The sequence below is a fragment of the Streptomyces sp. NPDC002926 genome, from assembly GCF_053591755.1.
In genome coordinates this window covers 617,770-631,957 of sequence record NZ_JBSFUK010000002.1, presented here as the reverse complement: position 1 = coordinate 631,957, position 14,188 = coordinate 617,770, and the positions used below count along the sequence as shown (strand labels likewise).

Here is a 14,188-nt window from a genome sequence, read left to right as displayed (position 1 = left end):
CGTCAATAGCCTCGCAGTTCGTCGCCGTATGCTCCGTCCGGCTGGAGCGGCTGGGGATCAGACTTTCATGAGCGCCAGTCCAAGGGGACCTGCTTGGCGCGGTCCCATGGTCTCTCCCATCCGGCGAAATGCAGGATCCGGTCGATGACACCGGCGGTGAAACCCCAGACCAGAGCCCCTTCGACCATGAATGCCGGCCCGCTGTGACCGCTCGGGTGCACGGCGGTCGCCCGGTTGGAAGGGTCCGTGAGATCCGCCACGGGCACCGTGAAGACCCTCGCGGTCTCCGCGGGATCGACAGCTCCGACGGGGCTCGGGATGCGCCACCAACCCAATACGGGTGTGACGACGAAACTGCTCACCGGGATGTAGAGCCTCGGCAGCACGCCGAAGATCTGGACACCGGCCGGGTCGAGGCCGGTCTCCTCCTCGGCCTCGCGGAGCGCGGCGCGCAGCGGGCCCGTGGTGGCCGGGTCGCCGTCCTCCGGGTCGAGTGCGCCGCCCGGAAAGGAGGGCTGCCCCGGGTGCGAGCGGAGGCTGCTCGCACGCTCCATGAGGAGCAGCTCGGGGCCCTTGGCGCCGTCGCCGAGAAGGATCAGGACAGCGGACTGCCTGCCCCGGCCGCTCTCGGGCGGCAGGAAGCGGCTGAGCTGCTCCGGCTCGACGGTGCGGGCGGCGCGCACGACGGGGTCGAGCCACTCGGGCAGGCCCTCGGTCGTGACGGCCACATCGCCGTCGTATCGCCCGTCGTAGCTCTTCTCGTACGTCTCGTCCTGCGTCTTGTTGTACGTCTCTTCTCCAGCGCGCATCATCGGCATCCCCTCGTGCACAACGCCTCGAGGCGCGTGGATCGTTCCGTGAATCGTCCGGCGTGCGGTTCGGGGCGCGGCGTCACCCGGCGGCCCCCGGGGGCGGCGCGGATGCGCCCGGGTAGTCCGGCGGCGGGCTCAGCCGCTGGCCCGGCTGACCGCCCAGCTCGTACTTGAGCAGCTTCTTCGCCTTCTCGGGGTCCGTCTCGCCCTCCCCGTACGACGGGCAGAGGTGCGAGATGGGGCAGGCGCCGCAGGCGGGCTTGCGGGCGTGGCAGATACGTCGGCCGTGGAAGATGATCCGGTGCGAGAGCATGGTCCACTCGGACTTCGGGAAGATCGCCGCGATCTCCGCCTCGACCTTTTCCGGGTCCTCCTGCTCGGTCCACTTCCAGCGGCGCACCAGGCGGCCGAAGTGCGTGTCGACAGTCAGCCCCGGGACACCGAATGCATTTCCCAGGACCACGTTCGCCGTCTTGCGGCCGACTCCGGGCAGCGTCACCAGATCCTTCAGCCGGCCCGGAACCTCGCCGCCGAAGTTGTCCCGGAGGGCGGCGGACAGGCCGATGAGGGATTTCGCCTTGGCCCGGAAGAAGCCCGTCGGGCGGATGATCTCCTCCAGCTCCTCGGGCACGGCAGCGGCCATGTCCTCGGGCGTGGGGTACTTGGCGAAGAGCGCGGGCGTGGTCTGGTTCACCCTCAGGTCGGTCGTCTGGGCGGACAGGACCGTGGCGACGAGCAGCTGAAAGGGATTGACGAAGTCCAGCTCCGGGTGAGCGTACGGATAGACCTCGGCGAGCTCCCGATTGATCCGGCGCGCGCGGCGGACCATGGCCAGCCTTGATTCCGCTTTGGGCATATTTGTCGGTTTCTTGAGACTGGACGACGACTGTTCGCCCACGGCGGAATTTTGCTTTCCGGACACTCTTCCGGCCCCCTTGGCCTGCGCTCTCACCGGCGAATTGGACACCCGGCCAGCCTAAGGGGCCCCACCGACATCCGCCCCGGTCACCGGCAATCAGGACCCAATCGGGCCCCCGCCGCACGAACAGGCACCCCAGTGCGTCAAACTTGTTGTGATTGATCGCACGAATATTTACTTGCCTGGGGTCCGGGGGTTGCCTCCGGGCTAGCACTGCGTGGTCCGGCATCATGGGGCCACGGTCCCTGAGCAGGTCGACAAGGAGAGAACTCGTGGACGACGTTCTGCGGCGCGCCCCGCTCTTCGCGGCGCTCGATGATGAGCAGGCCGCGGAGCTCCGCGCCTCGATGAGTGAAGTGACGCTCGCCCGTAGCGATGCGCTCTTCCACGAGGGCGACCCGGGCGACCGCCTCTACGTGGTCACCGAAGGCAAGGTCAAGCTCCATCGCACGTCCCCCGACGGCCGCGAGAACATGCTCGCCGTCCTCGGCCCGGGCGAGCTGATCGGCGAGCTGTCCCTCTTCGACCCGGGCCCGCGTACCGCGACCGCCACCGCCCTGACCGAGGTCAAGCTCCTCGGCCTCGGCCACGGCGATCTGCAGCCCTGGCTGAACGTGCGGCCCGAGGTGGCCACGGCCCTGCTGCGCGCTGTCGCACGCCGGCTGCGCAAAACCAACGACCAGATGTCCGACCTGGTCTTCTCCGATGTCCCTGGCCGCGTGGCCCGCGCGCTCCTCGACCTGTCGCGCCGCTTCGGTGTGCAGTCGGAAGAGGGCATCCACGTCGTGCACGACCTGACGCAGGAAGAGCTGGCCCAGTTGGTCGGCGCCTCCCGCGAGACCGTGAACAAGGCGCTCGCGGACTTCGCGCAGCGCGGCTGGCTGCGGCTGGAGGCGCGTGCGGTGATCCTCCTGGACGTGGAGCGCCTCGCGAAGCGCTCGCGCTAGTCACCGGACAGCACCCGGTCATCAGACATACGGCAAGGGCCGCCCCGGTCGACTCCGGGGCGGCCCTTCTCGTAGGAGTTCCGGCCCGGCCGTGACCGCGGCGGTGCGAGCGGGTCGCGGCGGCCACCAGGGCCACGCCTGACGCGGATCCGCGCCGCCGCGGACCGAGCCGACGCGGCATGGGCGGCCGTGGGCCGGTGCTGCGCGCTCGGCGGCCGTGGGCGGTGCCGCTGCCCGCCTCCGGCCCGGGCCGGAGTACATCGCCGTCCAGGGGCCGAAGCCTCCCCGCCCGACCCTGCGCGGGTCGCGCCGCTCCTAGCCCTGTTCGATCAGGCCGTGCTCGCGGAGGTACTCCAGCTGCGCCCGCACCGACAGCTCTGCCGCCGGCCAGAGCGACCTGTCCACGTCCGCGTAGACGTGCGCGACCACCTCGGCCGCGGTGAGGTGACCGCTCTCGACGGCCGTCTCCACCTGGGCGAGGCGGTGCGCGCGGTGTGCCAGATAGAACTCCACCGCGCCCTGGGCGTCGTCGAGCACCGGACCGTGACCCGGCAGCACCGTATGCACCCCGTCGTCCACCGTGAGCGAGCGCAGCCGGCGGAGGGAGTCGAGGTAGTCGCCGAGCCTCCCGTCCGGGTGCGCGACAAGAGTCGTGCCGCGCCCGAGGACCGTGTCACCGGTCAGTACGGCCCGGTCCGCGGGGAGGTGGAAGCAGAGCGAGTCGGAGGTGTGGCCGGGCGTGGGGACGACGCGCATCTCGAGCCCGCCGGTGGTGATCACGTCCCCGGCGGCAAGCCCCTCGTCACCGAGCCGCAGCGCGGGGTCGAGGGCGCGCACCTTCGTGCGCGTCAGCTCGGCGAAGCGCGCGGCGCCCTCGGCGTGGTCCGGATGGCCGTGGGTGAGGAGGGTCAGGGCGACCCGCTTGCCCGCCTTCTCGGCGGTGGCGATGACGGCCTGGAGATGTATGTCGTCCAGAGGTCCGGGGTCGATGACGAGGGCGAGCTCGGAGTCGGGCTCGGAGACGATCCAGGTGTTGGTGCCGTCGAGGGTCATCGCGGAGGCATTGGGCGCGAGGACATTGACGGCACGGGCGGTGGCGGGCCCGGAGAGCGCACCACCACGTGGCTGCCCGGGCAGCGCGGCGGCGTCGGTCATCGCGCACCTCCGGGGTGGCCGACGATTACGGTGAGCGGCTTCGCCGCGGGGCGCTGCGACAGGAGCGACTGCCACGCCCGCCCGGCGCGGCCCGCGGCCGACGCACGCAGGCGCGTGCCACCGCGCCGCGGGAGCGGCGACACCGCCGCACACGCGGTGCGGCGGACAGCAGCCCCGGGCCCGGTCGGCGGCTGGATTCCCGCGACGGCAGTGGTCGGTGTCAGCGGCGGCACAGCGCCACGCCGCGACCCCGACGCACACCCGGCACGGCCGCAGGCCCCCACGGGCGGCCCCGGAACCGGCCCGACACCCGCCGCACGCCCGGCGCGAGCCGCCTGCCTCCCACGCACCGTCAGCCGTGCCCTGCCGCCCCGTGTCACTGCGCGCCGCCCCCCGTCGGGATGTGTTTCGTGAATTCGTCGTGGCCCGGCCAGCTCAGCACCAGTTCCCCCTCCTCCAGCCGCGCCCGGGCCAGGACCGGGGTCAGCTCCTGTTCCCCCGCCGCTGCCAGCGCCGACGCCGCCGTGGCGTACTGCTGCAACGCCCGCAAGGTGGAGACCGTCGGCGGCATCATCAGCAGGTCACCCTTGTCGTAGCCCGCCGTCGCCTCCTGAGGGCGGATCCAGACCGCGCGGTCCGCCTCCGTCGAGGCGTTCCGTGTCCGCTGGCCCTCGGGGAGTGCCGCCACGAAGAACCATGTGTCGTACCGGCGCGGCTCGAACTCCGGAGTGATCCACCGCGCCCACGCGCCCAGCAGGTCCGAGCGCAGCACCAGACCCCGGCGGTCCAGGAAGTCCGCGAAGGACAGGTCGCGGTCGACCAGCGCCTGGCGGTCCGCCTCCCAGTCGTCGCCCGTCGTGTCGCCGACGACGGTGTCGGGCGTCGGGCCCGCGAGCAGGACGCCCGCCTCCTCGTACGTCTCCCGCACCGCCGCGCACACGATGGCCTGGGCCTCGGCAGGGCCGGTGCCCAGACGGGACGACCATGCGGTGAGCGACGGGCCCGCCCACCGGACCAGGTGATCGTCGTCGCGTTCGTCCACGCCGCCGCCCGGATACACGTACGCGCCTGACGCGAAGGCCATGGAGGCGCGTCGGCGCAGCATGTGCACGGCGGGGCCGTCCGCCGTGTCGCGCAGCAGCATCACGGTCGCCGCCCGCTTCGGCGTCACCGCGGTGATCTCACCGCTCGCGAGCGCGCGAATACGGTCCGGCCACTCCGGCGGGTACCACTGACCATTGGACATGGGCGGATGCTATGCGCATCCGCCGTGATGTTCGAGGGGCGGCCGGTGAAACGGGCCGCCCCCCGATCACTCGCATACCGGCGTTCGGCGCTTACGTACCGGCATTGGAGCTACCGCGCAGCTTCACACTCGCGGTGCTCGCGTTCTTGATCGCCGTCTCGATCTGGACCATCGTCGAGCCCGAGGTCAGCGCCGGTACGGTCGTCGCGTTCACCGCGTACAGCGCGAAGGAGTACGGGTGGGTGGAGCCGCCCGGACACGGGCCGAAGAACTGCTGCGCGTTCGCCCCGCTGCCCATCGCCTTCTACTTCGCGCCGTCCTGGCCAGGGACATTGAAACCGGACCCCAGCGCCTCCGGAAGCGAGAGCTTCGACGCCGGTACGTCCCGGATCGCCCAGTGCAGCTTGTTGCCGTTGTCGGCGATATCCGCGAAGACGATCGCGTAGCTCTTCGCCGCGGAATCTCCCGCGCCCCACGCCAGTGGCGGCGACGGATCCCGGCCCGCGGTGCCGTCCCCGGCGCAGGTGTACTTCGCCGGGATGTCGGCGTTGTCGTTGAAGGCGCTGCTGGTCAGTTTGAGATCGCCGGGCTGCGGACTGCCGCCCGAGTAGACGATGTCGATGAGCAGTACCCGGTCGTTGCCGTTGGTGCCGTCCTTGTCCGTGGACGTGGTGAGCCAGATGTCGCCGTCATGGTCGACCTCGACCGTACGAAGCCGGTCGTACGTCCCCTGGAAGTACGCCTTCTGCTCGACCAGGTTGCTGCTCGCGTCGATGCGCAGCCGGTAGACGCGCCGGCCGACGGTGGTGGCGACAAAGACGTAGTCGTTGATGATCGTCAGGCCGCTGGGTGAGGCCTGGCTGGTCGGCCAGGTCTTCTTGGGAGCGATGTAGCCGGAACAACTCCCGCTCGTGCCCTCGCAGTTGGGCCAGCCGTAGTTGCCGCCCTTCAGGATGAGATTGACCTCGTCCATAGTGCTGTTGCCGAACTCCGCCTGCCAGAGCCGGCCCTGGGAGTCGAAGTCGAGGCCCTGCGGGTTGCGGTGGCCGAGGCTCCAGACGGCGTTGCCGAACGGGTTGTCCGACGGAATGGTGCCGTCCGCGTTGATGCGCAGGATCTTGCCGTTGAGCGAGTTCTTGTCCTGCGCCCGGCTGCCGCTCTGCGCGTCGCCCATGGAGGCGTACAGCTTGCCGTCGGGGCCGAAGCGCAGCCGGCCGCCGTTGTGGAAGCGGCTCTTCTCCATGCCCTGGAGCAGGATCTTGTAGTCGCTCAGCGCGTTGTTCTCGTACTTCATCCGCACGATGCGGTTGCCCTCGGAGGCGGTGTGGGTGAAGTAGAGGTAGTGGTCGGTGTTGAAGCCGGGGCTGATCTCGATTCCCAGCAGACCGCCCTCGCCGCCCGTGGTCACGGCGTTGGGGACCTTGCCGATCAGCGTCTTCCGGCCGGACTTCGTCAGCCTGTAGACGTTGAAGGTGTTCCGCTCGGTGTAGACGCCGGAGCCGTCGGGCAGGAAGCCCAGGCCCCAGGCGACATCCACACCGCCGGCGAGGGTGGAGACCGTGCCCGGGTCGGGGACCCCGCCGGGCCGGCTGCCGCCGGTGGTGACGGTGATCTCCGGGCTGAACTCCGACTTGTTGCCCTTGAGATCGAAAGCCCTGACCTTGAACCTGTAGGCGGTGTCGGCCTTCAGGCCCGCGACGGTCGTCGAGGCGGAATCGGAGGTTCCGGTGACCGCGCCGTCGCGCTGGATCTCGTACCCGGTGACCTTCACATTGTCCGTGGAGGCGTTCCAGGCGAGGTCGACACTGGTAGCGGTCCTGCCGGTGGAGCGCAGATTGCCCGGAGTGCTCGGCGCCTCGTTGTCCGGCGGCGCGGGCAGCGTCGCGATGGTGACGGCGTTGCTCGCGGCCGAGACATTGGCCGCGGCGTCACGGGCGAACACGGTCCAGTCGTACGAGGTCTCGGGGTTGAGGTTCCCCACCGTGGCGGCCAGGGTGCCGCTGTCGACCTGCTTCATCAGCTGGCCGTGCTGATAGATGTCGTAGCCGACGACCTTGACGTTGTCGGTGGACGCGTCCCAGGCCAGCGAGACTGTGCTCGCCGTCGGCTCCTTGTCCTTGCGCAGGTTCGCGGGCGGTGTGGGCTTCTCGGTGTCGGCAGGGCCGCTCGCGGTGACGGTGAGCCTGTCCAGGTTGGGGCCGTCGCCCGCGACCGTGGTCGCTCGGATCCTGTTGCTGCCCGCCTTGAGCGCCGCGTCGACGGTGGCGGTCTTCCAGGTGGTCCAGGCGCCGGTGCCGGGAAAGGCGAGGTCGTCGGCGACGTTGGTGCCGTTCACGGTGATGTCCAGCGGACGGCTTGCCGCGGTGCCGTTGGCGTAGCGGAAGTCCAGTTCGGCGTTGGCTGCCTGCGCGGAGTCGACGGTGAACTCCACGTACGCGCCTGTCACGGCGTTGTAGTTGACGAAGCCGGCGCCGGAGTGGCCGGCGTGGTTGGACTCGACAACGCCCTGCGAGATCGTCGCCGTTTCGGCTTCGTACCGGACCGGCGCGGCCTTGACGACCGCTGTCCCGGCGGCGGTGGGCCGGGCGTTGCTCACAGTCGGCAGGGCCATGGTTAACGCTGCTGTGGCCGCGGCCACGAGAGCGCTGATCGCTCTGCGCGACCGGCGGGGGGTAGGTGCCACGGATCCCTCCCACTTTCGTTGGGGACGACGGGATGGAGGAGGTGCACGATGTGCGGTGCGTGCAGGTGACGTTCAGATGGTTAGGAAACATTCCTAACCATGAACAGACCACACCCTTCGACGCGTCCACGTCAAGAGAGTTGCGAGGGATTGCCGCAGACGAGTGGGGCCCCGCGCCCACCGGAAACCGGCGGGCACGGGGCCCCGCACATCACTTGAGCAGGCACTTCAGCCGTGGAGAAGCTCCACCGAAGGCCTGGCCCGGCACCATCAAGCCCTGAACGAGCAGTCAGCGCCGGACCGGGAGCGTCCTGAACGAGCAGTCAGTCCCGGACGGGAAAGTCAGCCCTGAACGAGCTCCACCTGGATCTCGACCTCGACCGGAGCGTCCAGCGGCAGCACCGCGACACCCACCGCGCTGCGCGCGTGCACACCCTTGTCGCCGAACACCGCGCCCAGCAGTTCGCTCGCGCCGTTCAGCACACCGGGCTGGCCGGTGAAGTCCGATGCCGACGCGACAAAGCCGACAACCTTCACCACTCGCGCGACCCGGTCCAGATCGCCGACAACCGACTTCACGGCGGCCAGGGCGTTCAGCGCACAGGTTCGCGCCAGCTCCTTGGCCTCCTCGGCGGTGACTTCGCCACCCACCTTGCCGATAACCGGAAGCTTGCCCTCCACCATCGGGAGCTGCCCCGCGGTGTAGACGTACACACCGGACACCACAGCAGGCTGGTACGCGGCCAGCGGCGGTACGACCTCCGGCAGCGTCAGCCCGAGCTCGGCGAGCTTCGCGTCGACAACGCCGCTCATGCCTTCTCCCGCTTCAGATAGGCCACCAGCTGCTCGGGGTTGTTCGGCCCGGGAACGACCTGGACGAGCTCCCAGCCGTCCTCGCCCCAGGTGTCCAGAATCTGCTTGGTCGCGTGCACGAGAAGGGGCACGGTCGCGTATTCCCACTTGGTCATGGAGCCGACTGTAGTCGCACCGACGGGCAGCCTCGTGCGTAGCCCGCCGCCCGACTGGTTAGGCTCGAATACGTGAGCAGGCTCCAGGTCGTCAGCGGCAAGGGTGGTACCGGTAAGACGACGGTCGCCGCCGCCCTCGCGCTCGCCCTCGCTACCGAGGGAAAGCGGACTCTCCTCGTCGAAGTGGAGGGGAGACAGGGCATCGCACAGCTCTTCGAGACAGAGGCGCTGCCGTACGAGGAGCGGAAAATCGCCGTCTCCTCCGGCGGTGGCGAGGTGTTCGCGCTGGCCATCGACGCCGAGCGGGCGCTCCTCGACTACCTCCACATGTTCTACAAACTGGGCTCGGCGGGCCGCGCGCTGCAGAAGCTCGGCGCGATCGACTTCGCGACGACCGTCGCGCCGGGCGTACGGGACGTACTGCTGACCGGCAAGGCATGCGAAGCCGTACGCCGCAAGACGAAGCAGGGCACCTACACGTACGACTACGTGGTGATGGACGCGCCGCCCACGGGCCGCATCACCCGCTTCCTGAACGTCAATGACGAAGTGGCGGGGCTGGCCAAGTTCGGCCCGATACACAATCAGGCCCAGGCCGTGATGCGTGTCCTCAAGTCACCGGAGACGGCCGTCCATCTGGTGACGCTGCTGGAGGAGATGCCGGTCCAGGAGACCGCGGACGGCGTCGCCGAACTCCGCGCCGCGGGCCTCCCGGTCGGCAAGGTGATCGTGAACATGGTCCGGCCGCACATCCTCGACGAGGAGGCGGTGCGCAGCGCCGCCGGGGACCGCCGCGCGGAGATCGCCAAGGCGCTCACGGCGGCCGGCGTCAGCGGCTCCGCGAAGCTCGTCACGCCGCTCCTCGAGCAGGCCAGGGACCACGCCCAGCGCGTCGAGCTGGAGCGCGAGCAGCGCGCCGCGCTGGACGGCCTGGGACTGCCGTCGTACGAACTCCCCCTGCTGAGCGAGGGAGTCCACCTGGCCGGGCTCTACCAACTGGCCAAGGAACTCCGGAATCAAGAGGCTGCCTCATGACCCTGGACGTGTCGGCCCCGCTCGAGATCGACCCTCTCATCGACAACCCGGCCACCCGCATCATCGTGTGCTGCGGCGCCGGCGGTGTCGGCAAGACGACGACCGCGGCGGCTCTCGGCGTACGGGCGGCCGAGCGCGGCCGCAAGGTGGTCGTCCTGACCATCGACCCGGCCCGCAGGCTCGCCCAGTCCATGGGCATCGACTCCCTCGACAACATCCCGCGCAGGGTCAAGGGCATCGAGGGCGAGGGTGAACTGCACGCCATGATGCTGGACATGAAGCGGACCTTCGACGAGATCGTCGAGGCGCACGCGGACGGCGAGCGGTCCCGCGCGATCCTGGAGAACCCCTTCTACCAGTCCCTGTCGGCCGGCTTCGCGGGCACGCAGGAGTACATGGCGATGGAGAAGCTGGGGCAGCTGCGCGCCCGCGACGAATGGGACCTGATCGTCGTCGACACCCCTCCGTCGCGCTCGGCGCTGGACTTCCTGGACGCGCCCAAGCGCCTGGGGTCGTTCCTGGACGGGAAGTTCATCAAGCTGCTGATGGCTCCGGCGAAGATGGGCGGCCGGGCCGGGATGAAGTTCCTGAATGTCGGCATGTCGATGATGACGGGGACGCTCGGCAAGCTGCTGGGCGGGCAACTCCTGCGTGACGTACAGACCTTCGTGGCCGCGATGGACAGCATGTTCGGCGGCTTCCGCACCCGTGCGGACGCGACCTACCGGCTGCTGCAGGCTCCCGGCACGGCGTTCCTCGTGGTCGCGGCACCCGAGCGGGACGCGCTGCGCGAGGCGGCGTACTTCGTGGAGCGGCTGGCGGCGGAGGAGATGCCGCTCGCCGGTCTGGTGCTGAACCGGGTCCACGGCAGCGGCGCCGCCCGGCTGTCGGCCGAGCGGGCACTTGCCGCCGCAGAAAATCTTGACGAGGGCGGCATTGTGGATCAGGAGCCCGGGAAGACTGGTGTTCGTGACGCCCCGGGCGCCTCTCCCGAATCCCCGCCCGTGCCGAAAATCACCGTGCAGCACACCCCCGTGCAGAAAACCACCGTGGAGCACAGTCCCGAGGACCATGAAGCCCATGACCATGACGGTCAGGGGGACCACACCACAGAGCTGCTGACCGCAGGGCTGCTGCGCCTGCACGCCGAACGGATGCAGGTGCTCGCGCGTGAACAGCGAACGCGCGACCGCTTCACCGCGCTCCACCCCGAGGTGGCGGTGGCCCAAGTGCCCGCTCTGCCCGGCGACGTACATGATCTCGCGGGGCTTCGGGCCATCGGCGACCGGCTCGCGACCGACGGTCGTACTCCGGCCGGAGCTGCGTAACGCTTGCACGAGCTCTCGTACGAGCTAGCGCGGGTGACTACCCAGCCGCCGCATATGTCTCGTATGTCTCGTCGTCATCGAGGCCCACGGGCAGAATGCCCGCGCTGCGCTCGTATTCCGTACGCGCGGTCTCCAGCAGTCTGCGCCAGGAGGTGACCGTGGGACGCCTGCGCAACAGTGCACGCCGTTCCCGCTCGGTCATTCCGCCCCACACGCCGAACTCGACGTGGTTGTCGAGCGCGTCGGCCAGGCATTCGGTCCGCACCGGGCATCCGGTGCACACCGCCTTGGCCCTGTTCTGCGCTGCCCCTTGTACGAACAGTTCATCCGGATCGGTAGTGCGGCAGGCTGCCTGCGCACTCCAGTCGGTTACCCAGCCCATGCCGGCGCCGTCCTCTCCCGAATCGAGGCTCCCCCACGGCGGTAGCGGCATATTCACCGCTACCAGTTGAGGACGTTACGGAAGGTGGGCACAGCGCAACACCCCCTTCGGGCCCAATCTTGAATGGCCCGAACGGACTATGCGTACGCGGCAGATCACCCAGGGGAGTGAGCCGAGGGTATACGTGACCATTCCGGCAAACCGGGACAGTTCAGTTGAGTCACAACGGACTTCGGATGACGCATGAGGCGGATTCGGACAGGGCTCTGCCATGTTCGGATACAGCCGAAGTTCGGGGAGGCCTTGATACGAAACCGCACTGCTGTGACAGTTGAGAGCAGCTTAGGCCAAGGCCTATACGCGTGTCCGGCGAATGAGAACGTAGGCTGCCCCCATGCCAAAGAACCGCTCGGGCGGAGGTCTGACCGGGACCCAGCAGGCCGCCAAGTTCCTCGGTGTCAGCGTCCTCTCCGGAGCGGTGCTGGCAGGCATCGCCCTGCCCGCCGCCGGAGCGCTGGGACTCGCGGCCAAGGGAACGGTCCAGGGATTCGACGAAATCCCGGCCAACCTCAAGACTCCGCCGCTGAGTCAGCGCACCAGCATCCTCGACTCCAAGGGCGGCCAGATCGCCACGGTCTACTCGCGCGACCGCACGGTCGTCCCGCTCAAGGACATCTCGCCCTACATGCAGAAGGCGATCGTCGCGATCGAGGACTCGCGCTTCTACGAGCACGGGGCGATCGACCTCAAGGGTGTCCTGCGCGCGCTCAACCGCAACGCCCAGTCGGGTGGCGTGTCACAGGGCGCTTCCACCCTCACCCAGCAGTATGTGAAGAACGTCTTCGTCGAGGAGGCCGGCGACGACCCCGACAAGGTCGCCCAGGCCACCCAGCAGACGCTCGGCCGGAAGATCCAGGAACTCAAGTACGCGATCCAGGTCGAGGAAGAGCTCGGGAAGAAGAAGATCCTCGAGAACTACCTCAACATCACCTTCTTCGGCGAGCAGGCGTACGGCGTCGAGGCGGCGTCCCAGCGCTACTTCTCCAAGTCCGCCAAGAACCTGAAGGTGGAGGAGGCGGCGATGCTCGCCGGCATCGTCCAGTCGCCGAGCCGCTACGACCCGGTCAATGACAAGCAGGAGGCGACCAAGCGTCGCAACACCGTGCTGCAGCGCATGGCCGAGGTCCGCGACATCTCGCAGGCGGAGGCGGACCGGGCGAAGGCCACCCCGATCACCCTGAAGGTCAGCAAGCCCAAGAACGGCTGCATCACGGCCGTCAACGGCGCGGGCTTCTTCTGCGACTACGTACGCGAGGTGTTCCTCTCCAACCCGGTCTTCGGCAAGAACAAGGAGGACCGGGCCAAGGTCTGGAACCAGGGCGGCCTGACGATCAGGACGACGCTCGACCCGCAGGCGCAGAAGTCGGCACAGGAGTCGATCAAGAATCACGTCTACCAGACGGACAGTGTCGCCACCGCCGTAACGATGGTCCAGCCGGGCAGCGGCAAGATCATGGCCATGGGCCAGTCCCGGCCGTACGGCTTCGGCAAGACCGAGACCCAGATCAACTACTCGGTCAACAAGCAGCTGGGCGGCTCGAACTACGGCTTCCCGACGGGTTCGACATTCAAGCCGTTCGTGGCCGCGGCCGCCATAGAGCAGGGCAGGCCGCCGACACAGGTCTACCCGGCGCCGTACAAGATGCCCTATCCGGGGGTGCAGACCTGCAGCGGAAAGCCGTGGGTCAACACGGAGAACGCCGAAGTGCCGAACGAGAACAAGTCCGAGGTCGGCCCGTACGCGCTCAAGGAGGCGATGGCGAAGTCGGTCAACACCTACTTCGTGCAGATGATCGCCGACATCGGCATGTGCCCGGTCATGGAGATGACGAGCAAGATGGGCGTCGTGCAGGGCAACGGCGAGAAGCTGCCCGAGGTGCCCGCGATCTCCCTGGGATCCAAGGGCGTGTCGCCGCTGACCATGGCCAACGCGTACGCGACGTTCGCCAACCGCGGCACGTACTGCACCCCGACCGCCATCGAGTCCATCGCGACCGCCGACGGACAGAGCCTGCAGGTGCCGAAGAGCAGCTGCAACAAGGTCATGTCCGAGCGGACGGCCGACACGATAAACACGCTGCTGCGCGGAGTGATCGACTCCGGTACGGGTCAGCAGGCCGGTCTGCAGAGCCGCGACAACGCGGGCAAGACCGGAACCACGGACGCGCGAAGGAACGCCTGGTTCGTCGGCTACACCCCGAACCTCTCCGGCGCGGTCTGGGTCGGCAGCCCCACGCAGCAGGTGAAGATGGAGAACATCACCATCGGCGGCGTATGGCAGCAGAAGGTCTTCGGCGGTCAGGTCCCCGGACCGATCTGGCGGGACGCGATGAGAGGGGCGCTGGACGGGCAGTCCGCTCCGACGTTCATCAGCGTGCCGATCCCGGACCAGCCGAAGGAGAAGGGCAAGCCCGGTGGCAAGCCCGGCAACAAGCCCGGTGACAACCGCGGCCAGGGCAACGGCGGGCAGCAGCCGTGGCCCGGGATCTCGATCCCGCCGGACCTGCTCGGCGGGAACGACCGCGGCGGCAAGGGGAACGGCGGCGCGAACGGCGGCTGGCCGAATCCTGGGTAGCCGGCGAATGTGAAGAGGGGCCCCGGTCGGATGCGACCGGGGCCCCTCTTTCGCGTGGGTGCGCGTCTTTCGCGTAGG

General features: G+C 69.0%; 11 protein-coding genes and 1 pseudogene. 4 read left to right on the top strand and 8 right to left on the bottom strand.

Features of this window, described 5'->3' with window-relative positions:
* Positions 1–65 precede the first annotated feature (65 nt).
* Both ACWDZ6_RS06245 and nth read right to left on the bottom strand, forming a co-directional pair.
* On the bottom strand, positions 66–809 hold the full coding sequence (locus tag ACWDZ6_RS06245) for an NUDIX hydrolase (RefSeq protein WP_451501923.1): 744 nt from the start codon (positions 807–809) through the stop codon (positions 66–68).
* Between the two features lie 82 nt (positions 810–891).
* Positions 892–1,710 carry an endonuclease III gene (gene nth / locus ACWDZ6_RS06240; protein WP_451501879.1) on the bottom strand — a complete coding sequence of 273 codons (819 nt, stop codon included), beginning with the start codon at positions 1,708–1,710 and terminating at the stop codon, positions 892–894.
* 293 nt (positions 1,711–2,003) lie between these two features.
* Here nth and ACWDZ6_RS06235 point away from each other — a divergent pair, with 293 nt between their 5' ends.
* Positions 2,004–2,678 carry a Crp/Fnr family transcriptional regulator gene (locus tag ACWDZ6_RS06235; protein ID WP_326651593.1) on the top strand — a complete coding sequence of 225 codons (675 nt, stop codon included), beginning with the start codon at positions 2,004–2,006 and terminating at the stop codon, positions 2,676–2,678.
* Positions 2,679–2,993: 315 nt separating this feature from the next.
* On the opposite strand, the gene ACWDZ6_RS06230 is transcribed toward ACWDZ6_RS06235, so the two are convergent.
* From ACWDZ6_RS06230 to ACWDZ6_RS06210, 5 genes and pseudogenes are all read right to left on the bottom strand, one after another.
* Complete coding sequence (locus ACWDZ6_RS06230; RefSeq protein ID WP_351455137.1) at positions 2,994–3,833, bottom strand: MBL fold metallo-hydrolase; 840 nt, start codon at positions 3,831–3,833, stop codon at positions 2,994–2,996.
* A 376-nt stretch (positions 3,834–4,209) separates the two neighbouring features.
* On the bottom strand, positions 4,210–5,079 hold the full coding sequence (locus ACWDZ6_RS06225; protein ID WP_389179272.1) for an NUDIX hydrolase: 870 nt from the start codon (positions 5,077–5,079) through the stop codon (positions 4,210–4,212).
* 91 nt (positions 5,080–5,170) lie between these two features.
* Positions 5,171–7,690: pseudogene (locus ACWDZ6_RS06220) on the bottom strand (PQQ-dependent sugar dehydrogenase).
* 414 nt (positions 7,691–8,104) lie between these two features.
* Positions 8,105–8,575: a RidA family protein gene (locus ACWDZ6_RS06215; protein ID WP_451501878.1), complete on the bottom strand. Its 471-nt coding sequence runs from the start codon at positions 8,573–8,575 to the stop codon at positions 8,105–8,107.
* Positions 8,572–8,730, bottom strand: a complete 159-nt coding sequence (locus ACWDZ6_RS06210) for a DUF4177 domain-containing protein (protein WP_003967454.1) — start codon at positions 8,728–8,730, stop codon at positions 8,572–8,574. Before ACWDZ6_RS06210 ends, ACWDZ6_RS06215 begins: the two co-directional genes overlap by 4 nt.
* A 72-nt stretch (positions 8,731–8,802) precedes the next feature.
* On the opposite strand from ACWDZ6_RS06210, the gene ACWDZ6_RS06205 reads away from it, so the two are divergent.
* Positions 8,803–9,765: an ArsA family ATPase gene (locus tag ACWDZ6_RS06205; RefSeq protein ID WP_351455127.1), complete on the top strand. Its 963-nt coding sequence runs from the start codon at positions 8,803–8,805 to the stop codon at positions 9,763–9,765.
* Positions 9,762–11,093 carry an ArsA family ATPase gene (locus ACWDZ6_RS06200; protein ID WP_351455124.1) on the top strand — a complete coding sequence of 444 codons (1,332 nt, stop codon included), beginning with the start codon at positions 9,762–9,764 and terminating at the stop codon, positions 11,091–11,093. The genes ACWDZ6_RS06205 and ACWDZ6_RS06200 overlap by 4 nt, the downstream gene beginning before the upstream one ends.
* 37 nt (positions 11,094–11,130) lie before the next feature.
* Here the strand turns inward: ACWDZ6_RS06200 and ACWDZ6_RS06195 are convergent, their stop codons facing one another.
* Complete coding sequence (locus ACWDZ6_RS06195; protein ID WP_326651586.1) at positions 11,131–11,475, bottom strand: WhiB family transcriptional regulator; 345 nt, start codon at positions 11,473–11,475, stop codon at positions 11,131–11,133.
* 394 nt (positions 11,476–11,869) lie between these two features.
* Here ACWDZ6_RS06195 and ACWDZ6_RS06190 point away from each other — a divergent pair, with 394 nt between their 5' ends.
* Positions 11,870–14,110, top strand: coding sequence for a transglycosylase domain-containing protein (locus ACWDZ6_RS06190; RefSeq protein ID WP_451501877.1), 2,241 nt, complete (start codon positions 11,870–11,872; stop codon positions 14,108–14,110).
* Positions 14,111–14,188 lie beyond the last annotated feature (78 nt).